This is a genomic window from Sphingomonas kyeonggiensis, from assembly GCF_030812785.1.
In the GTDB taxonomy this organism is placed as follows: domain Bacteria; phylum Pseudomonadota; class Alphaproteobacteria; order Sphingomonadales; family Sphingomonadaceae; genus Sphingomonas; species Sphingomonas kyeonggiensis_B.
Genome location: NZ_JAUSTJ010000001.1, coordinates 785,442 through 810,260 on the forward strand (window position 1 = coordinate 785,442; position 24,819 = coordinate 810,260).

At 69.1% G+C, this 24,819-nt stretch carries 24 protein-coding genes; 12 read left to right on the forward strand and 12 right to left on the reverse strand.

The features are described 5' to 3' along the window. Nucleotides 1–74: 74 nt before the first annotated feature. From J2W22_RS03940 to J2W22_RS03955, 4 genes are read left to right on the forward strand one after another with little or no spacing between them, the layout of a single operon-like run. Complete coding sequence (locus tag J2W22_RS03940; RefSeq protein WP_307116957.1) at nt 75–1,802, forward strand: ATP-binding cassette domain-containing protein; 1,728 nt, start codon at nt 75–77, stop codon at nt 1,800–1,802. Further along, on the forward strand, nt 1,799–2,929 hold the full coding sequence (locus J2W22_RS03945) for an ABC transporter permease (RefSeq protein ID WP_307116958.1): 1,131 nt from the start codon (nt 1,799–1,801) through the stop codon (nt 2,927–2,929). The genes J2W22_RS03940 and J2W22_RS03945 overlap by 4 nt, the downstream gene beginning before the upstream one ends. Then, on the forward strand, nt 2,929–4,032 hold the full coding sequence (locus J2W22_RS03950) for an ABC transporter permease (RefSeq protein ID WP_307116959.1): 1,104 nt from the start codon (nt 2,929–2,931) through the stop codon (nt 4,030–4,032). Before J2W22_RS03945 ends, J2W22_RS03950 begins: the two co-directional genes overlap by 1 nt. A gap of 3 nt (nt 4,033–4,035) precedes the next feature. Then, nucleotides 4,036–5,427 carry an efflux transporter outer membrane subunit gene (locus J2W22_RS03955; RefSeq protein ID WP_307116960.1) on the forward strand — a complete coding sequence of 464 codons (1,392 nt, stop codon included), beginning with the start codon at nt 4,036–4,038 and terminating at the stop codon, nt 5,425–5,427. A gap of 94 nt (nt 5,428–5,521) precedes the next feature. On the opposite strand, the gene J2W22_RS03960 is transcribed toward J2W22_RS03955, so the two are convergent. The 3 genes from J2W22_RS03960 to J2W22_RS03970 are packed head-to-tail and all read right to left on the reverse strand — an operon-like array spanning nt 5,522 to nt 9,392. After that, on the reverse strand, nt 5,522–7,102 hold the full coding sequence (locus J2W22_RS03960) for a sensor histidine kinase (protein ID WP_307116961.1): 1,581 nt from the start codon (nt 7,100–7,102) through the stop codon (nt 5,522–5,524). Further along, complete coding sequence (locus J2W22_RS03965) at nt 7,087–7,788, reverse strand: response regulator transcription factor (RefSeq protein WP_307116962.1); 702 nt, start codon at nt 7,786–7,788, stop codon at nt 7,087–7,089. Before J2W22_RS03965 ends, J2W22_RS03960 begins: the two co-directional genes overlap by 16 nt. A gap of 11 nt (nt 7,789–7,799) precedes the next feature. Next, nucleotides 7,800–9,392, reverse strand: a complete 1,593-nt coding sequence (locus J2W22_RS03970; RefSeq protein ID WP_307116963.1) for a DUF4153 domain-containing protein — start codon at nt 9,390–9,392, stop codon at nt 7,800–7,802. A gap of 158 nt (nt 9,393–9,550) precedes the next feature. Here J2W22_RS03970 and J2W22_RS03975 point away from each other — a divergent pair, with 158 nt between their 5' ends. The 8 genes from J2W22_RS03975 to speD are packed head-to-tail and all read left to right on the forward strand — an operon-like array spanning nt 9,551 to nt 16,432. Further along, nucleotides 9,551–10,546, forward strand: a complete 996-nt coding sequence (locus tag J2W22_RS03975) for an SPFH domain-containing protein (RefSeq protein ID WP_307116964.1) — start codon at nt 9,551–9,553, stop codon at nt 10,544–10,546. A gap of 7 nt (nt 10,547–10,553) precedes the next feature. Further along, entirely contained in the window at nt 10,554–11,228 is a 675-nt protein-coding gene (locus J2W22_RS03980) for a DUF4178 domain-containing protein (protein ID WP_307116965.1), read from the forward strand. 10 nt (nt 11,229–11,238) lie between these two features. Beyond that, nucleotides 11,239–12,597, forward strand: a complete 1,359-nt coding sequence (locus J2W22_RS03985) for a DUF4178 domain-containing protein (protein ID WP_307116966.1) — start codon at nt 11,239–11,241, stop codon at nt 12,595–12,597. Further along, entirely contained in the window at nt 12,594–12,740 is a 147-nt protein-coding gene (locus J2W22_RS03990) for a hypothetical protein (protein ID WP_307116967.1), read from the forward strand. Before J2W22_RS03985 ends, J2W22_RS03990 begins: the two co-directional genes overlap by 4 nt. A 10-nt stretch (nt 12,741–12,750) precedes the next feature. Continuing rightward, nucleotides 12,751–12,963 (forward strand): DUF350 domain-containing protein, encoded by a 213-nt coding sequence (locus tag J2W22_RS03995; RefSeq protein ID WP_307116968.1) that lies wholly within the window; start codon nt 12,751–12,753, stop codon nt 12,961–12,963. Then, nucleotides 12,956–14,491, forward strand: a complete 1,536-nt coding sequence (locus tag J2W22_RS04000) for a polyamine aminopropyltransferase (RefSeq protein WP_307116969.1) — start codon at nt 12,956–12,958, stop codon at nt 14,489–14,491. Before J2W22_RS03995 ends, J2W22_RS04000 begins: the two co-directional genes overlap by 8 nt. Then, the gene (locus J2W22_RS04005; RefSeq protein ID WP_307116970.1) at nt 14,481–16,091 is read left to right on the forward strand and encodes an FAD-dependent oxidoreductase; all 1,611 of its coding nucleotides are present in this window, start codon (nt 14,481–14,483) and stop codon (nt 16,089–16,091) included. The genes J2W22_RS04000 and J2W22_RS04005 overlap by 11 nt, the downstream gene beginning before the upstream one ends. After that, nucleotides 16,088–16,432 carry an adenosylmethionine decarboxylase gene (speD, locus tag J2W22_RS04010; RefSeq protein ID WP_307116971.1) on the forward strand — a complete coding sequence of 115 codons (345 nt, stop codon included), beginning with the start codon at nt 16,088–16,090 and terminating at the stop codon, nt 16,430–16,432. The genes J2W22_RS04005 and speD overlap by 4 nt, the downstream gene beginning before the upstream one ends. Before the next feature lie 6 nt (nt 16,433–16,438). Here the strand turns inward: speD and J2W22_RS04015 are convergent, their stop codons facing one another. The 9 genes from J2W22_RS04015 to J2W22_RS04055 all read right to left on the reverse strand — a co-directional run bounded on the left by J2W22_RS04015 (nt 16,439) and on the right by J2W22_RS04055 (nt 24,582). Further along, nucleotides 16,439–16,837, reverse strand: coding sequence for a TrbC/VirB2 family protein (locus J2W22_RS04015; RefSeq protein WP_307116972.1), 399 nt, complete (start codon nt 16,835–16,837; stop codon nt 16,439–16,441). Next, nucleotides 16,834–17,760, reverse strand: a complete 927-nt coding sequence (gene virB11, locus J2W22_RS04020) for a P-type DNA transfer ATPase VirB11 (RefSeq protein ID WP_373422960.1) — start codon at nt 17,758–17,760, stop codon at nt 16,834–16,836. The genes J2W22_RS04015 and virB11 overlap by 4 nt, the downstream gene beginning before the upstream one ends. Nucleotides 17,761–17,822: 62 nt before the next feature. Continuing rightward, a complete protein-coding gene (locus J2W22_RS04025) occupies nt 17,823–18,914 on the reverse strand; it encodes a TrbI/VirB10 family protein (protein WP_307116974.1) in 1,092 nt (363 codons plus the stop codon). Further along, nucleotides 18,914–19,606, reverse strand: a complete 693-nt coding sequence (locus tag J2W22_RS04030) for a TrbG/VirB9 family P-type conjugative transfer protein (protein WP_307116975.1) — start codon at nt 19,604–19,606, stop codon at nt 18,914–18,916. The genes J2W22_RS04025 and J2W22_RS04030 overlap by 1 nt, the downstream gene beginning before the upstream one ends. Beyond that, complete coding sequence (locus J2W22_RS04035) at nt 19,603–20,409, reverse strand: virB8 family protein (RefSeq protein ID WP_307116976.1); 807 nt, start codon at nt 20,407–20,409, stop codon at nt 19,603–19,605. Before J2W22_RS04035 ends, J2W22_RS04030 begins: the two co-directional genes overlap by 4 nt. Then, nucleotides 20,406–21,641 (reverse strand): type IV secretion system protein, encoded by a 1,236-nt coding sequence (locus tag J2W22_RS04040; RefSeq protein ID WP_307116977.1) that lies wholly within the window; start codon nt 21,639–21,641, stop codon nt 20,406–20,408. The genes J2W22_RS04035 and J2W22_RS04040 overlap by 4 nt, the downstream gene beginning before the upstream one ends. Further along, nucleotides 21,638–23,992: a VirB4 family type IV secretion/conjugal transfer ATPase gene (locus J2W22_RS04045; protein ID WP_307116978.1), complete on the reverse strand. Its 2,355-nt coding sequence runs from the start codon at nt 23,990–23,992 to the stop codon at nt 21,638–21,640. Before J2W22_RS04045 ends, J2W22_RS04040 begins: the two co-directional genes overlap by 4 nt. Continuing rightward, nucleotides 23,971–24,255, reverse strand: a complete 285-nt coding sequence (locus J2W22_RS04050; protein ID WP_307116979.1) for a type IV secretion system protein VirB3 — start codon at nt 24,253–24,255, stop codon at nt 23,971–23,973. Before J2W22_RS04050 ends, J2W22_RS04045 begins: the two co-directional genes overlap by 22 nt. Beyond that, entirely contained in the window at nt 24,256–24,582 is a 327-nt protein-coding gene (locus J2W22_RS04055) for a TrbC/VirB2 family protein (protein ID WP_307116980.1), read from the reverse strand. It abuts the gene before it with no gap. Nucleotides 24,583–24,819 lie beyond the last annotated feature (237 nt).

Consider the following 24,819-nt stretch of genomic DNA (forward strand, 5'->3'; position numbering starts at 1 on the left):
AGGGGCCCAGGGCCACGGGTGTGTCGCGTGCGGCCCTGGGTTCCTGCTTTTGCAGGAACACAAGGGGGGAACAGGTGACCCAGCCCCTCGCCACCACCACCGACCTGGTGAAATGCTTCGACGCCAACCGCGCGCTCGACGGCGTGTCGATGGCGATCGAGCCCGGCCGTATCACCGGCCTTGTCGGTCCGGACGGCGCAGGCAAGACCACCCTCATCCGCATCCTCGCCGGACTGATGGCGCCAACTTCCGGGACCGTTGCGGTGCTGGGCGGCAAGCCCGGGGAAAAGCTCGACGATCTCGGCTACATGCCCCAGCGCTTCGGGCTCTACGAAGACCTCTCCGTCATCGAGAACCTCCGCCTGTACGCCGAAGTTCGCGGGCTCCCGAAAAGCGAACAGCAGGCGAGCTTCGACCGGTTGATGGACTTCACCGATCTCGCCCGTTTCCAGGATCGGCTGGCGGGCAAGCTGTCGGGCGGGATGAAGCAGAAGCTCGGCCTCGCCTGCGCGCTGGTCAAGACGCCCAAGGTGCTGCTGCTCGATGAGCCCGGGGTCGGCGTCGACCCGATCAGCCGCCGCGAGCTCTGGAGCATGGTCGGGGACCTGACCGAGCAGGGCATCGGCGTGCTCTGGTCGACCGCCTATCTCGACGAGGCGGAGAAGTGCGACACCGTCTATCTGCTCAACGAAGGGCAGCTGCTGTTCGACGGCTCTCCGGCGGAGCTGACCGGCCGGGTGAAGGATCGGGTGATCCGCGTCACCGGCTTCCAGGAGCGCCGCCGCCAGTTCCTCACCCATGCGCTTGACCGCGACGACGTGATCGACGGCACGATCCAGGGCCGCTCGGTCCGCCTGCTCGTCGCCGACGGCAAGCCGGTTCCGGACGCCAAGGCGCTCGCAGGCGGTCCGGACACCGAAGTTGGCACCGCCGATCCGCGCTTCGAGGACGGCTTCATCGAGCGGCTCGGCGGCGGGCCCAAGGGCACCTCGGCGCTCGCGGAACGCTACCGCACCATCCCCGAGACAGAGGAGTGCGCGATCGAGGCGAAGGGCCTCACCAAGGTGTTCGGCGAGTTCACCGCGGCCAAGGATATGAACTTCCGCATCCCGAGGGGACAGATATTCGGGCTGCTCGGCCCCAACGGGGCGGGCAAGTCGACCACCTTCAAGATGCTCTGCGGGCTGCTTTCGCCAACTTCGGGGGCCGGAGCGGTCGCCGGCAAGTCGCTCCGCAAGTCCGCCGCCGCCGCCCGGGCGTCGCTCGGCTATATGGCCCAGAAATTCTCCCTCTATGGCGACCTCTCGGTCCGCCAGAATCTCGATTTCTTCGCAGGGGCTTACGACCTGCCGCGCGACAAGGCGAAGCGCGCGATCGAGGCGATGATCGAGATCTTCGAGCTGGGCGACAAGGTCGATGTCAACGCCGGCACGCTCCCGCTGGGCTTCAAGCAGCGCCTTGCGCTTGCCTGCGCGGTGATGCACGAGCCCCCGGTGCTGTTCCTCGACGAGCCCACCTCGGGCGTCGACCCGGTCACCCGCCGCGAATTCTGGATGCATATCAATGGCCTGGTCGAGAAGGGCGTGACCGTATTGGTCACCACCCACTTCATGGACGAAGCCGAATATTGCGACCGCGCCACGCTGATCTATCGCGCCGAGCAGATCGCCACCGGCACCCCCGACGAGCTCAAGGCCGAGGCAGCACGCCTCACCCGGGCCGAGGATCCGACGATGGAGGACGCCTTCATCGCCCTGATCGAGGAATTCGACCGCAAGCGTGAAGCGCGGGAGGCCGCATGACGTTCCGCTTCGATCTCAGGCGCCTGGCCGCCCTGGTCCGCAAGGAGGCGGCGCAGATCCTGCGCGATCCTTCCACCTTCCTCATCGCCTTCGTCCTGCCGATGATCCTGCTCTTCCTGTTCGGCTATGCCGTCTCGCTCGACAGCACGCGCACCCGCGTCGGCCTCGTCCTCCAGGACAGCAGCGCCCCCGCGCTGCGCCTCGCCCAGGCCTATCGCAGCTCGCGCTATTTCGAAGTGACCGAGGCCCGCACCGTGGCCGAGGTGCGCGACAAGCTGGTCGATGGCGAGCTGCGTGCGCTGATCGTCATCCCCCAGGATTTCGGCGCGGGGATCAAGCGCGGGCACATGCCGCTGATCCAGATCGTCACCGACGGCTCCCAACCCAATACCGCCAATTTCGCAGCGGCTTACGGCGAGGGCGTCCGCGCCAGCTGGGCCGCCGCCGAGGGGCTGGAGCGCAACCCGAATGCGCGCGCGGCGCCCGTCACCATCTCGGCGCGCTACTGGTATAATCCCGAGCTCAAGAGCAAATTCTTCCTCGTCCCCGGCTCGATCGCCAACGTCATGACGATGGTCGGCACCTTGCTCACCGCGCTGGTCGTCGCGCGCGAATGGGAGCGCGGCACGATGGAGGCAATGATGGCCACGCCGATCTCGATGGCCGAGTTCATCGCCAGCAAGGTCATCCCCTATTTCTTCTTGGCGCAAGCCTCGATGACGCTCTGCGCGGTGATCGGGATATGGATATTCGGGGTGCCATTCCGCGGTTCGATCTTCGCGCTCTACGCCATCTCCTCGGCCTTCCTGATGCCGGCGCTCGGCCTTGGCCTGTTCATCTCGGCGGCGACCAAGAACCAGTTCGTGGCGAGCCAGGTCGCCTTGCTCTCGGCTTTCCTGCCCACCTTCCTGCTCTCCGGCTTCATCTTCGAGATCGGCTCGATGCCCTGGCCGATCCAGGCGCTCACCTATATCGTCCCGGCCCGCTATCTGATCCCCAGCCTCGAGACCGTGTTCCTCGCCGGCGACCAATGGGGGCTGCTGCTGCCGAACATCGGCATCATGCTGGTCTTCGGCGCGGTGTTCTTCACGCTCTCCTTCCGCGTCACCCGCCGGAGCCTCGACTGATGCGCCGGTTGTGGGCCATGATCGTCAAGGAGATGTGGGCCGTGCTGCGCGATCCGCAGGCGCGGCTGGTGCTGTTCGTGCCGCCGCTGATGCAGCTGTTCATCTTCACCTATGCCACCACGTTAGACGTCAAGAATGTCGATATCGGCATCCTCGATCGCAGCTCGGGCGCGCATTCGGTCGAGCTGGTCCAGCGCCTCGCCGGCAGCCCCAATTTCCGCCGGATCGAGCTGCTCCGGACGCCGAAGGAACTGAAGTCCGCGATCGACAACCAGAAGGTGATCGCCGCCCTGGTGATCGACGAGGATTTCGACCGGCAGCTGGCGCGCGGCGAGAGCGCGACGATCGGCCTGGTGCTCGACGGCCGCCGCTCCAACGCCGCCCAGATCGTCGCCGGCTATGTCACCAACATCGCCGGCGGCATCGGCGCCGAACTGGCCCCTCCCCAGGTGCGCGGACAGGCAGGCGGCAGCGTGGTGACCAACTGGTACAACCCCGCGCTCGACTATATCTGGTTCACGCTCCCCTCGCTGGTCGCGATCATCACCTCCGTCGCCGGGCTCGCCATCACCTCGCAATCGGTGGCGCGCGAGCGCGAGCTGGGGACGTTCGACCAGCTGATGGTCTCGCCCTTGCGGGTGCACGAGATACTGATCGGCAAGATGGTCCCGCCCTTCATCATCGGGATGATCAACGGCAGCGTCTATCTGGTGGTCGCGCCGCTCGTCTTCGGTGTGCCCTTCACCGGCTCGCTTTTGCTCTTCTGGCTCTCGCTCGGCATGTACCTGCTCGCGCTGATCGGGCTCGGCATGCTGGTCTCCGCCGCCTCGCAGACCCAGCAACAGGCCTTCCTCGGCGTGTTCCTCGTCACCACCCCGCTGATCCTGCTCTCCGGCTATGCCAGCCCGATCGACAACATGCCGGACTGGCTGCAGACGATCACCTATCTCGATCCCGCCCGCTATTTCCTCGTCATCGTCCAGGGGCTGTTCCTCAAGGCGATGCCGGCAGGCGCGGTGTTCCACCAGCTCTGGCCGCTGGCGCTGATCGCCGTCGCGACGCTCTCCGCCTCGGCCTGGCTCTTCCGTGCGCGCATGGAGTAACCGATGATCCGCTCTTTCCCTTTGTTCCTGCTCCTCGCCGCCTGCACGGTGGGGCCGGACTATCATCCGCCGGAGACGAAAGCCGCGCCGAACTGGGTCGAGGCCGGCACGCCCGGCGCGGTCGATCTCAAATGGTGGGACCGGTTCGAGGATCCCCAGCTCTCCGCGCTCGTCCAGCGCGCGGTGGCGTCGAGCCCCGACCTGAAGGAAGCCCAGGCCCGCCTGGCCGAGGCGCGCGCCAATCGCGAGGCGATCGCCGGCGGGCGCCTGCCCAGCGTCACCGCCAAGGGATCGGCGACCGAGAATGTGCTGAGCAACAATGGCCAGCTGCCGATCGGCAACATCCCCTTTCCGGGTTTCTCGCGCGATTTCCCGCTGTTCGATCTCGGCTTCGATGCGAGCTGGGAGGTCGATCTCTGGGGCCGGCGCACCCGCCAGATGCAGGGCGCCACCGCGCGCGAGGAAAGCGCCGAGTTCGCGCGGCGCGACGTGATGCTCACGCTGATCGCCGAGGTGGTCCGCAGTTACATGGACCTGCGCGCGGCCCAGGCCGATGGCGCGACTGCCGAGGCGCAGGCGGGCTCGGATGGCGAGCTGGCCCGGCTCACAAGGCTGCGCTTCGATCACGGCGAGGCTTCGCGGCTCGAACTCGACCGCGCTGATGCGGCGGCCAAGGCGAGCGCCTCGGCAGTGCCCAATGCCCGTGCCCAGGCGAGTGCCGCATCCTACCGGATCGCCACCTTGGTCGGCGTGCCACCCGAGCAGGTCGTGCCCGAGCTGCAGGCCGCCGCGCCGCTGCCGGCGAGCCCCGATGCGATCCTGGTCGGCCTGCGCTCCGATCTGCTCGAGCGCCGCCCCGATGTACGCCGCGCCGAGCGCGAGCTTGCCGCCGCCAGCGCCGATATCGGCGTTGCCACCGCCGATCTCTTCCCGCGCTTCAGCCTGCTCGGCAGCATCGGCCAGCAGGCGCGCAAGCCGGGCGACCTGGTCTCGGGCGATTCCTTCCGCCTCCAGCTCGGGCCGAGCTTCTCCTGGCCGATCTTCCAGGGCGGCACGATCCGCGCCCAGATCCGCGCCGCCGACGCCCGGGCCGATGCCGCAGCGGCGCGCTACGAGAAGGCGGTGGTCGGCGCGCTGTCGGACAGCGAGGCTGCGATCAACCGCTTCCTCAACGCCCGTGCCGCCGCCGATGAGGCGGCGGTGTCGCTGGCCCGCGAGCAGAGCGCCTTCGCGCTCGCCCGGCAGCGCGCGGATCGCGGCGAGGACGACCGGCTGACGCTGGAGCGCGCGCGCCAGTCGCTGCTCGCCGCCACCCGCCGCGACCAGCAGGCGCGTGCCGCCAAGGCACAGGCAGCGACCGCGCTCTACAAGGCGCTGGGCGGCGGCTGGAACTGACAAGCTTGGCCGCGGAGTAAAGATAAGATCTATACGACTTATTCCGCGCAAATTACCGCTTTTGGCGTGTACTTCGTGTACTTTGGCGGCCTCGCTACGCGATCGGCACGCGGATCTCGAAGCTGGTCCCGCGCTCCGAAGGTACCAGCGCGATCGTCCCGCCATGCGAGGCGAGCAGAGATCGGGCGATCGGCAGGCCCAGCCCGGTGCCGCCAGCGGCCCGGCGGCTGGTGAAGAAGGGCTCGAAGATACGCGCCCGGTCCGCCTCGGGGATGCCGGGGCCGTTATCGGCGATGCGGAGCCGGAGCGTGCCCTCTTCCTGGGTGGCGGCCATGCTCACCTCCGTCGCCCCGGCCTGGCGGCTGTTCTCGACCAGGCTCTCGACGATCGCCTCCAGCATCGCGGCAGGCATCGCGGCGCGGGGCAGGGTGTCAGGCAGGTCGAGCATGATCGCCAGCCCGCGATCGGTCCAGGCATCGGCGATCCGGCGCAGCGGCAGCGCCACCTCGCTCGCCGCACCCGCATCGGCCTCGGCCATGTCGGCGCGGGCGAGCTCGAGCAGTCGGGTGACGAGCTGGGCCAGCCGGTCGGCATCGGCGCCGGCATTGGCGAGGAAGCGGCGGCGGTCCGCCTCGTCCATGTCCGCATGGTCCTCGAGGATCTCGATCACGCCGCGGATGCCGGCGAGCGGGGTCTTGAACTCGTGGCTCACCGCATGGGCGAAGTCGCGCAGGTAGCGAGAGCGCCGGTCGATCGCATCGGCCATGGTGGCGAAGTCGCTGTAGAGCGCCTGGATCTCGATCGCGGCGGTGCGCGGCACCTCGGGCACCGCGCCGCCGCCGCGCGCCACGTCGCGGGTCGCCTGGCTCAGCATCTCGATCGGCCGGGCGATGCCGCGCGAGAGCAGGCCGCTCAGCACCACCAGGGTCGCGAAGATCGCGCCGATGCCGAACAATATCTTGCCGCGATCCTCATAGAGCCCGCGGAACAGCACGCGCGGCGAGCGCGACAGCAGCAGCACCGCCACCACCTTGTGGTTCACCACTACCGGCCGGGCATGGTGGATACGCAGGCCCGAGGCGCGGCTCAGCCATTCGAAGGCATATTCGGGCCGATAGTCGCCGCGGCGGCGCAGCACCGTCTCGGGCCGCCCGGCCCGCGCCGCAGCCAGCTCGGGCAGGCCGGCGAGGCTGCTGCCTTCATTCTTGCCGATCAGGATGCGGCCATCGGATGCGAGCAGCAGGATCGAGGCGAGCGTGGCGTCCGACGTCGCGTTCACCACCGGGGCGAGGCGCGCCGCGGCTGCCTGGACATCGGGGGCCGGGCTGCCGGCAACCGGAGCGGGCTCGGGACGTTCGGGCAGCGGCCGGGTGCCTAGGTCGATGGTGGAGAGCGGGCCGCCGGCAATGCCGCTCGACACGCGCGGAGTGAGCTCCGGCCCCGTCGAGCCCGGCCATTCGGCGCTGGCCACGGCGGCGAGCGCCGTCCCCTGCGCGATCAGCTCCGCCTCGGTCTGGCGCACCAGCGTGTTCTCGTAGACGCGCAGGAACAGCGCACCGACCCCGGGCAGCGCCGCCACGAACACGAAGGTGACGAGCAGGATCGTGCGCAGCCGCAGCCGCGGCCAGAAGCGCCGGATCGGCGCCTTTATCCCCTCGATCAGCCCTCCGAACATGCGCCGATACGATATCCGATGCCCGCCCGCGTCTCGATCAGGTCCTGCGCGCCGGCCTGGCCGAACTTGGCGCGCAGGTTGCGGACATGGCTGTCGATCGTCCGGTCGGTCAGCGCGAAGCCGGGGCCGCGCAGCCGGTCGATCAGCGCGTCGCGGCTGAACACCTTGGAGGGCATGGCGGCGAGCGTGCGCAGGATGCCGAACTCGGTGACGGTGAGCGGCACCGCCGCCCCCGCCCAGCTCGCCTCCCAGCTCTCCGGATCGAGGCCGAGCTTGCCGTGGCGGATCACCGTGCCGGCGCGGTCGACATCGGGGGCATGGGCGGCGGTACGGCGCAGCACCGCCATCACCCGCGCCACCACCTCGCGGGGGGAGAAGGGCTTGGTGACATAATCGTCGGCGCCCAGCTCGATGCCGATGATCCGGTCGATCTCGTCGTCGCGCGAGGAGAGGAACAGGATCGGCAGTCCGCCCTCGGCACGCAGCCGCCGGCAGACCTCGAGCCCGTCCATCCGCGGCATGTTGATGTCGAGCACGATCAGGTCGGGCGCCTGGCTCTCGGCGATCTGCAGTGCTTCCTCGCCGTCCGCCGCCTCGATCGTCTCGAGCCCGGCCTTGGCGAGCGCGAAGACGAGCAGCTGACGGATATGCGGATCGTCATCGGCGACGAGGATGGTGCGAGGCATGGGGCATTGGATCATCGCGAGGGTGTTCCGGTCAACGGCGGAGTGGCGGTGGCGACGGCCTCGGCGACCGGATCGCTCTCGGAGGTGGCCGCGGGCATGGGATCGGGGGCGGGATCGTCGCGGATCCACCCGTCGCATTCGCGGTGCGTCCCTGGCCAGGTTGCGGCAGGGGCCGGCGGGTTGGCGCCGAGCAGCCGGCGCGCCGTGTGGAGCCGGCGCTGGTTGCGCCAGGTCCAGCTGTGCCAGTCGGCCTGACGCTCGACCAGCCTCGCCATCGCCTCGGCGCGGACATAGCGGACGCGGTCGCGGAACTTGGGCGGCAGCGGCCGGCGCTCCAGCTCGATCAGCGAGAGGAGCGAGGAGGGGCCGGTGCGCGACAAATAGCAGAGGTCGAGCTCGACCCCGCGCCCGCCGACCTCGCGGGCATGGCGGACGTTCCAGGCCGCGGCGCTCGCCTCGAGATCGACGACACTCGCCGTGCCCAGCACCAGCGTGGCGATCAGCGCATTGGCGTTGATCAGCCAGGCGGCGCTCCTGCCCGCGAGCATCCTCCAGCAGATCAGCGTCAGCCCGATCGCCACCAGCCCCATCCAGGCGAGCGCGGCGATGCGGAAGCCGGTGAGCGAATAGGCCTCGACATAGTCGAGCGTGCGCAGGATCGAGGAGGCGACGAGCAGCAGGTTCTGCGCGACCCAGAGCACCACCAGCCGGCGGATCGCCGGATTGGCGGCGCTGGCCGAGCCGGGCTTGAGCGCGACCAGCACGAACAGCCCGGCGAGCAGCGCGGTGGCGATCAGCGGATAGGCGCCGCGATGGGCATAGTCGGCCAGCGTCACGCCCTTGGGCAGCGCCGCGCCGCTCCACAGAAAGGCGAGGTCGAGCCCGTTCTGGAGCGCGAACACTGTGTTGAACAGGATCAGCGAGAGCAGCAGCGTCGCTTGGGGAAGACCGGGCATGCCGATCTCGGCCTTGGGCAGCCCGGCGACGATGCGGGTGGCCCAGCGCGTGGGGCGCAGGCTCGGCCAGGCGACGAGCAGCAACAGCGCCCACAGGGCCATGTTGTCCGCCGAGGGCAGGCGAAGCTGGTCGAGCCCCCGCGCGATCAGGGGGTTGGCGCTGGCGAACAGGGCGAGGAATAGCCCGGTCATCGCCAGCGGCAGGGCGAGCAGGGCGGCCAGCCCCGCAAGGTTCGGCCGTCCCAGGCGCGGGCGGGCGCGGAACAGGCGGATGAAATCGAGCGCCGGGGCGAGCGGTCCGGTCGCCGCATGGGCGAGCAGCCTCAGGCTCCAGCGCCAGGCATCGTCGAACCTGCCGATGCGCGGCATCAGCGCCGCGATCGACAGCGCGCTCCAGAACAGCACCCAGCCGAGCAGGCTCGGATCATGCGCCAGAGCGGCGGCGAAGCCGATGGCGACGGCCAGCGCCACCAGGCTCGCCCGCCGGCGCAGCGCCGGCCGGGTCAGCAGCAGCACCAGCGCCCAGCCAAGCGCGAGCCCGCCGATCCACGAGCCGAAGGACACACCGTGCAGGAGTTGGTCGGTGGCGGCGATCAGCGCGATCGCCGCGGGGATCTTCACGAGAAAGCTGTAACGGGTGCGGGCCATGCGGGTCTCCCAAGTTCGGAAGTGGCAATGGCCGCGCGCCGTCCAGCGATACCGGCGAAGCGCAAGGAGAAGCCGTGCAGAATCGGTGCAGTCGCGGGGCTGCGCATTGTTGTTTTATGTCGGCCGCATATCGCCTATCGTGGGGACAGGAGGGCGTGATGGGGATTTTTGACTTCCTTTCGAAGCAGTTTGTCGATGTCATCGACTGGGTCGACGAGCCCGGCACGCTGGCCATCCGCTATCCGATGCAGGATCGCGAGATCCAGAATGGCGCGCAGCTGACCGTCCGCAGTGGCCAGACGGCGCTGTTCTTCAACGAAGGCCAGATCGCCGACGCCTTCTTGCCGGGGCTCCACACGCTCCAGACCGGCAATCTTCCCCTGCTCACTTCGCTGATGAACTGGGACAAGGGCTTTGCCTCGCCGTTCAAGGCGGATGTCTATTTCTACAGCCAGAAGGAGCAGACCGGGCTCAAATGGGGTACTGCGCAGCCGATCACGGTGCGCGACAAGGAGTTCGGCCCGCTGCGCGTCCGCGCCTTTGGCAGCTACAGCTTCCGGATCGAGGACGTGTCCGCCTTCGCGGTGAAGATGATGGGCTCGCTCGACCGGCTGACCGTCGGTGATGTCGAGCCGCAGCTGCGTGCCGCGATCGGCACGGCGATCGCCTCGGCGCTCGGCGGGGGCGAGATCGCCTTTATCGACCTGGCCGCCAACCAGAGCGCGCTTTCAGAGAAGCTCAAGGCCGCGGTCGAGCCCGCCTTCACCCAATGGGGACTGAGCTGCACCAGCTTCTTCATCGAGAGCCTGTCGCTGCCCGAAGAGGTGCAGGCGATGCTCGACAAGGCCAGCTCGATGCGCGTGGTCGGCGATCTCGACCGGTTCATCCGCTTCCAGAGCGCCGAGGCGATCGAGAAGGCCGCGGCCCAGTCGGGCGGCATCGCCGGGATCGGCGCGGGCGCGGCGGCGGGCATTGCGATCGGCCAGAGCATGGCCGGCGGGATCGGCGGCGCGGCGCCGGCGGCCGCCCCTGCGGCACCGGGCGAGGACGCCTATGCCCAGATCGAGAAGCTTCACAAGCTGCTGACGATCGGCGCGATCACGCAGGACGAGTTCGACGCCAAGAAGGCCGAGCTGCTCTCGCGCATCCGCTGACGTCGTCATGAGCCTGAGCTTCAATTGCCCCAATTGCGGTGCCGAGGTCGTGTTTCGTTCGGCGGCCCTGCCGGCGCGCGTCTGCGGCTATTGCCATAGCCTGCTCACCCGTAACGATGGCGGCGTGATGGTAGTCGGCAAGTCCTCGCCGCTGCCCTTCGACGTCAGTCCGGTGCAGATCGGCATGCGCGGGCGGATCGAGGATCAGCCGTTCGAAGTGATCGGCCGGGTCCGCTGGGCGTGGACCGACGGCGCCTGGAACGAATGGCTGCTGCTGTTCGGCGACGGGAGCCATGCCTGGCTGGGCGATGCGATGGGCCAGTTCATGCTGCTGCGCGAACGCCCGTTCAGCGAGGTTCAGACGCGCACGCTCAAGGACATCGCCAGGGGCAAGGAAGCCATGCCGGGTGCCGAGATCACGCTCGACGCGCGCAAGCTCGCGATCGTCGATGCGCGCGACGTGATCTGCGTCGCTGCCGAGGGCGAGCTTCCCTTCACGCCGACGACCGGCTGGAAGCTCTACAGCGTCGATCTGCGCGGGGCGAAGGGCGAGTGCGCGACGCTGCAGCGCGATGCGCTCGCCACGACCTTCTATCAGGGCCAATATGTGACGCTCGCCGACCTCGCCCCGACCGGGCTGCGCGCGTTCGAAGGCTGGGCGCTCCCCGCCTATGCAGCCTGAGATGCAGCCCGTGGCCGATATCCAGCTGCCCGCCGCACCGGCGGTGAAGGCGCTGGCCTGCCCGGCATGCGGCGGCTCGGTCGAATTGCGCGCGGCCGGCTATTCGGTGAGCGTCGTCTGCCAATATTGCAGCTCGATCCTCGACGTCGCCGATCCGCAGGTGAAGCTGATCGCCCAATATAACCAGGCGGCGGAGGCATTGGAGATCCCGCTCGGTTCGCGTGGCACGCTGCGCGGAGTCGAATGGGAAGCGATCGGCTATATGCAGCGCTCGGCCTATGGAGGCGGGGCCTGGGACGAATATCTCCTGTTCAATCCCTATCATGGCTATCGCTGGCTGATCACCGACGGCCGCGGCTGGAGCCTGGGCGAGCAGCTGACCGTCACCCCGCTCCGCGACGATTACGAGACGCTGCGTCTGGGCAACCAGACCTATCAGCGCTTCTACGAGGACAGCACCGCACGCGTCGATTACGTGCTCGGCGAATTCTACTGGCGCGTGGCAGTGGGCGAGGAAGTGGTCGGCGCCGACTGGGCACGCCCCGGCGCGATGCTCTCGCGCGAGAAGAATGCACATGAAGTAAGCTGGACCCGCTCGGTGCTGCTCACTCACAAGGAAATGGCCGATGCGTTCGGCGTCCGGAAGGGGGCCAGTTGGCCGCCCATGCCGCACCAGCCCTCGCCCAACGCTGCCTGGCTGGGCATGGGGTTCAAGATCTTCGCGGGCATGTTCCTGCTGCTCGCCGTGCTGATCCTGGCATTTGGCGGCACGAGCTGGACCAGCGCCGGACGGTTCCCCGTCGCGCCGGACGGCAGCGAGCGCACGGTCACGCTCGGCCCGATCCATTTCGGCCATCTGTATCAGCGCGTCGAGATCCGCGCCGACGTGCCGACGCTGGAGAATGGCTGGGTCGATCTCGATTACAGCCTGGTCGATCGCAGGACGCAGCAGGTCTATGAGGCGTATGGCGCCGCCGAACGCTATTCCGGCAGCGATTCCGACGGGCCCTGGACCGAGGGCTCGCGCGGCTCCTCGGTCTCGGTGGCGAGCGTGCCGGCGGGGGATTACGATCTGGTCGTCGACTACAAGGGCAATCGCTGGAGCAGCGGCTCGCTCTACAGTCCGCGTTATGTCGGCATGCCCGAGGATCTCGGCTGGATGACGCCGGTGAACAAGCCCGAGGTCGTGGTGGAGGTGCGCACCGGCGCGCTCTTCCTGTCCAGCTTCTGGATCGCGCTGATCCTGCTCGGCCTGCCGCTGCTGATCGGCCTGATCCGCCACATCCAGTTCGACAAGGCCCGCCAGGCGGAGAGCGATTTCGCGCCCACGGGCTTCGCCGCGCTGGGCGCATCGGAGGACGATGAATGAACCCGCGTACTTTCCTCTATGGCCTCTGGTCGCTCGGCGTCGTCGCCTTGTTCGTGCTGAGCGGCATCTTCGCCTGGTCGCCCTTTGCCGAGGGCGGTCGCGCCCGCGCGCATGCGGGCATCTACGGTCCCACCCACAAATAGGGAGTCGGATATGGTCACCACTCTACCCGCCTTGCTCTCCACCCTGCTCTATGCGGTGATCGGCATCGTCGTCTTCGCCGTCGGTTTCGTGGTCCTCGACCTGCTCACCCCGGGCAAGCTGTGGCAGGAGATCCATGAGAAGCAGAATGTCGCGGTGGCGGTCTTCGCCGGCGCGGTCGCGATCGGGCTCGCGATGATCGTCGCCGCCGCCATCCATGGCTGAAGGCGATCCTGCCCATCCAAGGTTCCGCACGTCCGCTCCGGCAGCGGCGCTGCTTGCGTCTGCCTTTGTCGTCTCCACCTGCGGGCTGATCTACGAGCTGCTCGCCAGCACACTGGCCAGCTATCTGCTTGGCGACAGCGTCACCCAATTCTCCACCGTCATCGGCTCCTATCTCTTCGCCATGGGCGTGGGCAGCTGGTGCTCGCGCTATGTGAAGCGCGACGAGGTGCGGCTGTTCGTCCGGGTGGAGCTGCTGATCGCGCTGATCGGCGGCAGCTCGGCCGCGGCTTTGTTCCTGCTCTTCCCGCTGGTCGAGCATTTCCGGGTGGCGCTCTACGGGCTGGTGCTGGCGATCGGCTTCCTGGTCGGGCTCGAGATCCCGCTGCTGATCCGCATCCTGCGCGGCTTCGACTTTCGCGAGACCGTGTCCAACGTGCTGACGTTCGACTATGTCGGCGCGCTGGTCGCCAGCCTGCTCTTCCCGCTGCTGCTGATGCCGCATCTCGGCATGATCCGCACCGGCTTCCTGTTCGGCATCGCCAATGCAGCGGTCGCGCTGGCGCTGCTTTTTGTGCTGCCGCGCGCCGTCGGCTACCGCGTCGAGAAGCTCGCTGGCGTGCTGATCCTGCTCGGCCTGATCGCGGGGTTCGTCGCCTCGGACCGGCTTCAGCGCTGGGCCGAGGTGGCAAGCTATGGGGAGCCGGTGATCTACGCCCAGACGACGCGGTTCCAGCGCATCGTGCTGACCCGCCGCGACGACGATCTGCGCCTCTATCTCAACGGCAACCTCCAATTCTCGTCGCGCGACGAGTATCGCTACCACGAGGCGCTGGTGCATCCGGCGCTCGGCCGGGTGGCCAATCCGCGCAACGTGCTGATCCTCGGCGGCGGCGACGGGCTCGCCGCGCGGGAAGTGCTCAGGCATCCCGAAGTGGCGAAGCTGACCCTGGTCGATCTCGACGGCGAGATGACCAGCCTGTTCGCGCATACGCCGACGCTGACCCATCTCAACCGCGGGTCGCTCACCGACAAGCGGATGACGGTGATCAACGCAGACGGCTTTCGCTGGGCGCGCGAGAATAGCGGCCAGTATGACGCGATCGTCGTCGATTTCCCCGATCCGGTCGATTATTCGGTGGGCAAGCTCTACACCGAGACCTTCTACCGCGCGGTGCGCGAGCTGCTCGCGCCGGGCGGGATGATGGTGGTGCAGAGCACCTCGCCGCTGGTCGCCCCCAATGCCTTCTGGACCGTCGCCTCCACGCTTGAGGCAGCCGGGCTGCAGACCCGCGGCTATCATGTCTATGTGCCGAGCTTCGGCGAATGGGGCTTCGTTCTCGCCTCCGCCGGCGCGATCCCCGATCAGGCGCGCATCCTCCCCGGTGGCCGCTTCCTGACCCCGACTATCGACCAGCGTCTGTTCGACTTCCCGCCCGACATGGCCCGGCGGCCGACGCCGGTGAACCGGCTCGACAACCAGGTGCTGGTGCGCGAGTTCGCCGATGCCTGGGGCAAATATGAAGGCTGACCGGCGCGGCTTGCTGGCGCTCGGCGCGGTGGTGGTAGCCGCGGCGGGCGGCGGGCTGGCCTATGCGCTCGGCCGCCGGCCGGCGCTGCCCCTGGGCAAGCTCGGTGGGGCGGACCTGGCGCGAGGCCACCGGCTGCGCGATGGCGATTTCCCCGCGCCTAGCGTCGAGCAGGAGGTTGACCTCGTCATCGCCGGCGGTGGCGTGGCCGGGCTGTCGGCCGGCTGGCGGCTGGCCGATGCGGGTTTCACCCGCTTCCAGCTGCTCGAGCTCGAGGACGAAGTCGGCGGCAACGCCCGCAGCGGCCGCAACGCCGTCTCCGCCTATCCGCTCGGCGCGCATTACCTGCCCGTCGCCAACCGCGAGGCGAAGGCGCTCCAGTACCTGCTGCGCCAGCTCGGCATGATCGCCGGCGATGCGGACGGCGTGCCGGTCTATGATCCCGCCCAGCTCTGCGCCGATCTGCAGGAACGGCTGTTCTGGCAGGGCCGCTGGCAGGAAGGGCTGATCCCGCGGACCGGCCTGACTGCCCAGGACCGCGAGGATCTCGCCGCCTTCAACCGCGCAATGGCCGACTTCTCCAAGCGGGTTGGCAGCGACGACAAACCCGCCTTCGCGGTGCCCAGCGCCTATAGCTCGCGCGACCCGGCGCTCACTGCGCTGGACCAGCAGGATTTCGCCGCCTGGCTCGACGCGCAGGGCTGGACGTCGCCGGTGCTGCACGCCCATGTCCGCTATGCGATGCGCGACGACTATGGCACCGAGCCGTACGCCGTCTCGGCCTGGGCCGGCATTCATTACTTTGCCGCCCGCCGCGGCTGGGCGGCCAATGGCGCCGGCGAGAACGAGCTGACCTGGCCCGAGGGCAATGGCCGGCTCACGGCCCGCCTCGCCGGCTTCTTCCCGGACAACATCGCCCGCGGACATATCGTCCACCACGTCGCACGCGACGCAGACCAGGTGCTGGTCGACAGCTTCGACGTCGCCGCGAGCCGCACGGTGCGTACCCGCGCCCGTGCAGCCATCCTCGCTATGCCGCACTTCATCGCCACGCGGGTCTGCCCCGAACTCGGCGACGCCAAGGCCTTCAGCTACGCACCCTGGCTTGTCGCCAATGTCACCGTCGATCGCCTGCCGGGCGGGCGCGGCGTGCCGCTCGCCTGGGACAATGTGTCGAGCAGCAGCGATTCGCTCGGCTATGTCGTCGCGACGCACCAGGGCCCCGCAGCGATCACGCAGGGTACGGTACTGACCTGGTACCTGCCGCTCTCCGACATGGAACCCGCCGCCGCGCGCCGCCTGCTCGTCGAGCGCAGCGCCGACGAGTGGAAGCGCATCGTGAGCGACGATCTGCTGGCGCTGCATCCCGAGCTGGACGGCGCGATCCGCGAGATCGCGCTGTGGCGCTGGGGCCATGCGATGATCCGCCCGACGCCGGGCTTCCTGGAACGCGGCCAGGCGCACCAGCCCCGGCCGCCGCTGTTTCTCGCCCATTCCGATCTCAGCGGGCTGTCGCTGTTCGAGGAAGCCCATTATCACGGCGTGCGGGCGGCCGAAGGCGCGATGGCGCTGCTGCACCACGCCCATGAGAGCCTGTTGTGACCAGCGGACACCATCTTATCGCGGACCTTTCCGGCGGCAGCCGGCTGGATGACGCGGCGCATATCGAGGCTTGCCTGATCGCGGCGGCGGCCGCGGCGGGCGCGACGCTGCTCGAGATCCGCCTGCACAGCTTCGGCCCGGCCCAGGGCGTCACCGGCGTCGCTCTGCTCGCCGAATCGCACATGTCGATCCACACCTGGCCCGAATATGGCACCGCCTGCATCGACATCTTCATGTGCGGGCCGAAGCATGACCTTGCCGCCGGGCTCGATGCCATCCTGGCGGGCCTTGGTGCCGAGATTGCCCATTCCTCGATCGTCGAGCGGAACTTCGGCGGCTGAATCGGTCTATCGCGGGGGAACCGCCGCTCCCGCATAGGGATCATAGGAAGGCGCTGCCTTCGGTGTCGGGAGGGGCAGCGGCGGGGGTGTCGGCACCGCTCTGGAAATGACCACGGGGGCCGCGGCCTGCGGACCCGAGCGGACGGCACCAAGGATGCCCGCCGCGATCGTGGGCGCGCCGAACAGCACGAAGCACCCCAGGATCACCGTGGCGCCGCGGCGGATCTGCAGGCGGCCGGTGAGCATCAGCAGCCCGATACTGGCCACCGCGATCACCGCGATGCTGGTCGCTATGGTGCCGAGCGCGACCTGCTCGATCCACCGGACCGCCGCGGCCAGGCTGCTCGATCCCTCCGGATCGGCGAGCGAAGGGGTGATCGCATAGGCATAGACCAGTGCCGTCACGCCAGCAGCACCTGGGCGACGCTGCGCTTTCCGCCGACCCGCTGGAGCTGGACATAGACGTCGACGGTGCTGCGCACATAGTGCCGCACATCGTCGCGGCTGAGCTGGGTGCCGGCCTGGAGCACGAGCAGCACGATCTGCTCGATCGCGCGCTCGGCGGAATCGGCATGGACCGAAGTCATCGAGCCGGGATGGCCGGTGTTGATCGCGCGCAGGAAGGTATAGGCTTCCTCACCGCGCAGCTCGCCCAGGATGATCCGATCTGGCCGCATGCGCAGCGAGGCGGCGAGCAGGTCGGTCGCGGTCACCCGCGCCTCGCCCTGGCTTCCGCGCACCGCGAGCAGGCCGACCAGATTGTCGTGATGCTGGTGCAGCTCCGGCGTGTCCTCGATCAGGATCAGCCGCTCCCCGGCCGGGATCTCGCGGATCAGCGCATTGAGGAAGGTGGTCTTGCCGGTCGAGGTGCCGCCCGAGACGAGGATGTTCTTGCGCGCCTTCACCGCGGCGGCGAGCATGCCGGCGACGTCGCCCGCCGCGAGCAGCTCGGCGAGGCGCAGGTCGGTATCGGACTTGCCGGGCGTGGTGCCGCGGACCGTGCCGGAAAAGGCACCGGCGCTGACATAGTCGTCCAGGCCCAGGTCCGACGAGATGTGCTTGCGGATCGCGATCGCCATCGGTCCGCGCGTCGCCGGCGGCGCGGCGATCTGGACGCGGGAGCCGTCGGGCAGGCTGGCGGAAAGCAGCGGGTGCTCGCGGCTGATCCCCTGGTGCGAGAGTGCCGCGATCTGGCGGGCGAGTCGGTCGAGCGTCGGCACGTCGAGCCCCGGCGCCTCGTGCCGCTCGACCGCACCGCCCAGCGTCTCGGCCCAGACCTCACCCGGGCGGTTGACATAGATGTCGGTCACGTCGGGCCGCGCCAGCATGCCGGTCAGCGGCGCGAGATAGGCGCGGAGATAGACCTGGGCGTCGATCGCGGCGGCCTCGCTCACCGGCTCTCGACGCCCGTGAAGTCGAGGTCGCGGGCCACGAAGACCGAGATGCTCGTGGCGGCCTTCACCTTGAGCGTAGGTTTGATGTCGGCGGGGGCGGGGCTGCGCGCGGCGCTGCCCAGCGTGCCCGGCAGCGCCACGATCACCTGGCCGTCGGCCGCGCGCGCGGCGAGGTTGACGCCCACGTCGAGCGCCGACTGCAGGATCGCGCCGGTGAAGCGGGCGAAGAAGTGCGAATTGACGCTGGCGCGGATGCCCCCCTGGCCGAGCGGGTCGCTGGCCGGCGATCCGATCGCGATGGTGACGCCGTCGGGGCGGATCAGGCGTATCCAGTTGACCAGCATCCGCTTCTGCCCGCTCTCGGTATCCGAGCCATATTCGCCGATCAGCCGGCTGCCGCGCGGGATCAGGATGCGGCTGCCGTCGAACCCGCGAATGTCGCGCGAGACGAGCGCGCGGGCGAGGCCGGGGCTGGTCGAATCGAGCGCCGTCTCGAGCACCGCCGGGATCAGCGTGCCCTGCGGCACGGTGGTCGGCTTGTTGGCGAGCACGCCCGCGCTGGTGCGCGTACCGGCGACGGCCGTCCGCCCTCCCGTTTGCTGTGCGGCGGGCTGGGCAGCATTGGGCCCTGTCTGGCCCGGCGTGCCGGCCGTGGTGTCCAGCACCAGCGCTGGCTCGGTGGTCGTCCGGGTCGGCGGAGGCGCGGGGGCGACCGGCGGCGGCGGCGTGTAGGCCGGCTGGGGATAGACGATCGCAGGTGGCGGTGGCGGGGTGTACGGCGCCGGTGCCGGTGTCGGTGCCGGCAGGGGTTGCGGCGCGACCAGCACGGGCGCGGGCACCGGCGGCACATAGAGGGGCGGGGCCTCGGAAGGCGTGGACAGCGCCTCGCCGGCGCGGGCGCGCACGGCCGGGGAACTCAGCGCGCGGCGGCGGGCGTCGAGGATGGCGAACAGCACCACGCCGATGCCGACGACAATGAGCACCAGCACCCAGGCGGGCGGGCCGGCGCGGGGCCGTACGACCACGGGCAGCATGTTCGGCTCGACTGCGGGGCGCGGATCGCTGGCGGGGGGCGGGACCGTCGCCATCAGCGGTCGCCCAAGAAGCGCACGGCCTGCGCCTTGTGCTTGTCGATCCGGAAGACGAGCCGGTCCTGCACGCTGTCGATCACCATCCGTCCGTCGCGCATCATGCCGTTGACCAGCGTTTCCTTGCCCTGATCGTTGATCGCATAGATCGCGGGAAGCGCACGCTCCTCGGGCCATTCGACATAGGTATGGATGCCGTCGTCATGGATGCCGTTCGGCCGCAACGCGGGATCGCCGCGGACCTTGTAGCGGCCGACGACCTTGTCTGCGGCGGGCTGGGCACCTGCCTGGCCAGCCGCGGCTGGATAGCGGAACTTGACCGACCAGGCCGTGTCGGCCGTCGGTGCGGAAAGCGAGTTGAGCTCGAAATTGTAGAGCCGCGTGTCGGTCACCACCGTCATGTTGGTCGAGACGCCGGGCTGGACCGCCTTGATGAACAGGCGGTCGCCCCGCCGATTTGCGGTGACCTGCCAGGCGCCGCTGTCGCCCAGCGCGATATTCTCGATATGCTCGTCGGGCGCGAGTTCGAGCATCAGCTGATAGCCCGGCGCAGCCTCGAGTCGGACGACCTGGTCGGGGGCATAGTCGACCGTCTGGATGCGCGGATCGCCTTGCCCGGGTTGCGGGCGGACCTGCGCATTCGCGGCCCCGGGCGCGAGCATCAGCAGCAGAAGCAGGGCGGCGCGTTTCACAGCTCCACCTCGGGGGTCCGGGCCGGGCGTGGCACAACCTGCAGCCCCGGCCCGGCCGGTGCGGTCGGCGTCGGGCTGGCGGCGGGCCCGGGTTCCGGCGCGGTCGCGGCGGGTTCGGGCGGCGGCAGCGCCTCGGCGTTGCGCTGGTAGCGGGTCACTTCGAAGCCCAGCGGGTTCACGAACCGGTCCTCGAGCTGCAGCGGCTCGCCCGAATAGCGATAGCGGATCACCGCGACCCAGGCATTGGCCGGCTGCACGGCACCGTTCGCATCGCGCCGCACCGTCTCGAAGCGCACCATTGCGGCGTTCTTGCCGAGCGGCGACACGCTCTTCACGCGGGTGTCGACCACGCTGCTCCGAGGCAGCCGGACGAGCGGGCTGTCGGGATTGGAGGCCTGCATGCCGGCGACATAGGCGTTGCGGGCATCCCCTTCGGACCAGAGCGAGACCTTGCGGTAGCTGGCCTGGAGCGAGGTCGCGTCGAAGCTCTCGCGCGCGATCACATATTGGACGAGGAAGGACTGGGTCAGCGCAGAATCGGGAGTGATGCGCTGGGCGTCGAGCGGCTTCAGCGCTTGGACGAACCCGGTCTGCCGGTCGACGAGCAATGTATAGGGTTCGACCGTCTTGAGCGGGGTGAGCGCGATCAGCGCCGCGGCTTCGAGCAGGGCGATCGCGCTGGCGACCCCGGCGACGATCCAGGCGGTGCGCCGCGATCCGCTGAGCGCGGCGCGGCTGTCCTCGGCCCAGCTGCCGGCCTCGCGATAATAGGCGTCCAGCCCCTCGCGCGCCTTGTTCTTCATTTCCCGTAATCCCGTCGTGTGGCGCTGGCCGAGACCCGGCTGCGGGTCCGGCGATTTGTCTGTCCGAGCGGCGTCGGCGCGCCTGCGGGCATGTCGCGCAGGCTGGTCGCACCGGGGGTGCGTGCGGCGGCCCCCGATGCGGCTGCGGTACTGGCGAGGCCCGCTTCCTGGCGCTGGATGCGGGCCACGGCCTCGGCCACCGCGGCGGCGCGCGAATGCTGCGCGGCGGGGGCCTGGCGGCGCTCGGCAAGGCCGGCGGGCTGCGATCGCTCGACTGCGTCGGCGGCGGCGCCCGCCCGCTCGGCCAGGCCACGCCACACTGCGCCGAGACGGAAGCCGATCGCCACGCGCGCCGCCATGCCGAGGCCGGCGACCAGCGCCAGGCCGAAGGCGAGCGCGGTCACGAACAGCTCGTTGGTCGCGCCGCCGATCGGCAGCCCCGCCGCGCGCTTCTGGAGCAAATCCGCGAGCCAGGGCTCGAGCAGCGCGAGCTCGACGCCGAGCAGGACCGTCACGGCCACTGCGCCGAGCATCGCCGCGACGAGCCCGCGCACCCAGCCTTCGAACAGGCTGCGCGTCCCTTCGAACAGCAGCAGCGCGATGAAGAAGGGGCCGAGCGCGAGCAGCAGGCCGGCGACCAGCCGGACCGCGGCATAGGCGGCGATGGTCGCGGTGAGGAAGGTCGCGCGCGCGGTGCCGAGCGCGAAGGGGCCGACGATGCTCGGCGGCTCGGGATTGGGCTCGGCGACGGCGACCGGCTGCCCGTCCGCGCCGGTGCGCACGCGGGTGGCCACCAGGTTCGAGCCGGTGCCGATCGCGTTGAGCGCGACCAGTCCGTTGTCCACCTGTTGCAGCCGCACGACCAGCCCGCCGCTGGATCCCGGCAGTCCGGCGCTCCCGCCCGCGCCGGCGGCAAGCTCGGCCGGGCCGTGCATCGTCACGTCATAGGCGAGCGTGCGATAGGCGTTCCAGTTGGTCGCAAGGGCGAGCACCACGCCAATCTTGACCAGCGCCATCACCCCTTCGCGGACACCCGGCGTGTCGCCGAACAGCAGCCGATAGCCGTAAAAGGCGATGAACAGCGTGAGCAGTCCGGTGAGCAGCAGCGACAGCGGCGATCCCGGTGCGGCTGCAGCCTGGTAGCCGGCGGCGCCGATCGTCTGCGCCTGGCAGTCGACGAAGGTCAGGACACTCTGGAGATAGGCGCCGTCGGTGATGCCCGAGCAGGTCATGCGACCTCCAGCAGCCGGGGCAGCCATTCCGCCGGATCCTCGCCATGCTCGGCGCGGATCTGGTCGAGCAGCCGCACGGTGCGCTCGCGGCCGGAAAGGATAGTGAGCAGCTCGCGCTCGCCGCTCAGATTGAGACGCGCGACGACGCTTTCATTGCCGTGCTTGATCAGGAAACAATGCGCATTGTCCGGCAAGGTGCGCACCAGATCATATTCATGCTCGGTGAGCCCGAAGCCTTCCATATAGTCGCTGGCCCGCGCCTTGGGATTGGCCATGAAGATCTGCGTCGCTGCCTGCTCGATGATCGCGCTGGCGATGCGGCTCTCGAGCGCGTCCTGCGCGCTCTGCGTGGCGAAGCCGACGATGCCGTTCCGCTTGCGGATCGTCTTCTCCCAATCCTTGATCCGGCGGACGAATACTTCGTCGTCGAGCGCCTTCCAGCCCTCGTCGACCACGATGATCGCCGGCGTGCCGTCGAGCCGTTCCTCGACCCGGTGGAAGAGATACATCATCGCCGGCGTGCGGACGATGGCGTCGTCGAGGATCTGGGTCATGTCGAACCCGACCGTGTCGGCGGTCAGGTCGGTCAGGTCCCGGGCGTTGTCGAACAGCCAGGCACGCTCGCCGTCGCCCCACCAGGGCCGCAGGCGCGCCCACAGGTCAGCACCATGCGGCCGGTGGCTGCCGCGGAACAGCGCCACCAGATGGCGCAGCCGCCGCTGTTCGGCGGGCTGGCCGAAATTGGCGTCGATCGCGTCCTTGATCTGGGCGAGCTCGTCAATGTCCGCTCCCCCGGCGAGCAGCGCGACCCAGTCGATCAGGAACTGGCGATTGGCGGGGTTGTCCTCCATCTGGAGCGGGTTGAGGCCCGAGGCCGTGCCGGGCCGTAACAGGTCGTAGCGCCCGCCGACCGCGCGCAGGAACGGCTCGGCGCCGCGATCCTTGTCGAAGAAGATGATGCGCGGGGCGAACTTGCGGCTCTGCGCGAGCAGGAAATTGAGCACCACCGTCTTGCCCGAGCCGGAGGGGCCGATCACGGTGAAATTGCCCAGGTCGCCGTGATGGAAGTTGAAGTGATAGGGGCCGGCCGCGGTGGTCTCGAGCAGGGTCACCGCCTCGCCCCAATGGTTGCCCGCCGCCTGGCCCTGGGGCAGGTTGTGGCCATTGGCGAAGCCGGCGAAATTGGCCGTCGAGATCAGCCCCCGCCGGGCGATATATTTGAAGTTGCCGGGAAACTGCGCCCAGAAGGCCGGCTCGAGCGCGATCTCCTCGCGCACCGCGATGATGCCGAGATCGGCGAGCGTCGCCTGCACCTCGGCCACGCCCTGGTCGACCTCAGCCAGCGTCGCGCCCCGCACCGCGATGGTCATGTGATGCTCGCCAAAGCCGGCGCGCCCGGCGGCGACCTCGTCCTTGGCGCCGGACAGGTCGGCGCGCAGGCTCACCGCCTCGTCCTCCGCCGAGCGCATCCGGCGGAGCGCCAGGTTCATCTTCGACAGCGCGACCTGGCGCTCGACGAAGCCGAAGCTCTGCGAGATGGTGGTTTCGAAGGGCAGGCGCAGCAGTTCGTCGAGCATGCCGGGCGCCGACTGGCCCGGATAATCCTTGATCGAGACCATCGCCACGAAGCTGCGCGGAGACGGGCCCGCTGCCCCGAGCTCGATCGTCTCCTGCCCGAAGCTGATCCGGCGATAGGGCAGATAGGCGCCGGCATCCTGCATCGGCAGCAGCACCGGCCGGACCTCGCCATTGTAGAGCGAGGACAGGAATTCGAGCGGCTCGGAGCAATTGCCCTGCGGGGTCTGGTAGACCGAGAGCAGCTTGGGCGCATAGCTGCCGAGCGACGCGACCAGCGCCTCGCGGGCGGTGTCGAGCGCGCGCAGGTCGTGCACGGTATTGGCGGCTGCCGGGGTGCCGCGCAACCGGTCGAGCAGGCCCATCCGGCCCTGGAGCGGGCGCCGGATCAGCGTGAGGAACAGGTCGTTGGTATAGAGCCGCCGCTCGGCCAGCCGCGCGCGCCATGCGTCGTCGAGCCGGGCCGAGAAGGCATCGGGAAAGCTGGCGTCGAGCTCGGGCTCGATCGCCCGGCGCACGACATGATAATAGACCGCGAAGCGCGAGGAGCCGATCGACTGGAGCATCGCGTCGCGCAGGCGCTTGCGATAGTTGAGCTCCTCGGTGTCGGCGGTCTCGAACAACAGGCCGCGCAGCTGGATCACCTGGAGCAGCATGCCGTCCCGCGTTTCGACCGTATGATCGTCGACGTGGCGGGCATAGGGCAGGTGCCGTCCGGCCGGCGCCTCACGCGCGACGACCTTCGGATCGCGCGTCAAGGCCGGTAGGAGTTGCATTGCCAGATCTTGTGATTGCGCACCCGCGGGCAACGGCTCACCCGCGCCAGCCAGAGGTCGAAGAAGCGCGGTTCGCGCAGGCAGGCGAGCACGCCTGCCAGGTGGATGACGAGCGCCGCGACCACTGCCCAGACCGATTTGAAGATCAGGAACAGCTCGGTGGCGATGATCGCGTTGGCGACGAAATAGCTATAGGTCACGCCCGCAAACATCTGCGGACGCGTAAGCGCCACGAAAAGGGGGTCGCGTTCGAGCCCGTTCATCTACTGGCCGAGCTGGGCGCTGGTCTGGATGCCCGCGACGATGCTCGCGGCTCCGAACAGGATGAAGCAGCCCAGGATGACGGTGGCGCCGTAGCGCCAGTTGATCCGGCCCGTGAGCATCAGCAGCCCGACCGACGCCACTGCAATCACCGCGACCACGGTCGCCACTGTGCCCAGCAGGGTGCCCTGCAGCCATTGCACGGCGCCGACGATCACACCCGAGCCGGCGGGATCGGCAGTCAGCTCCTGAGCCCAAGCGGTGGCGGGCGAAAGCAGCGCCGAAACGCAGCTTGCGCGCAACAATAGGCCCTTGGTGCGGATCGACAAAACCAGTCCCCTTCGATTGAAATCCAATACTGCGCGGCGCGAGGCCGATTGCCAATGGCTGCAACCGGCAATTTTGCCACGGACGCACCGATTTGGGCCCGATTAGGCCATCGTGCAGGCCGCGACAAACCCGACTTTCCTTGCGGTACGGCTGGCAGCGTCCAGCAAACACCTCGATACGCCGCCGGTCCGCTATGCTGCGACGGTCAGGCCTGGGTCACGCCAGGCCAATCCAGC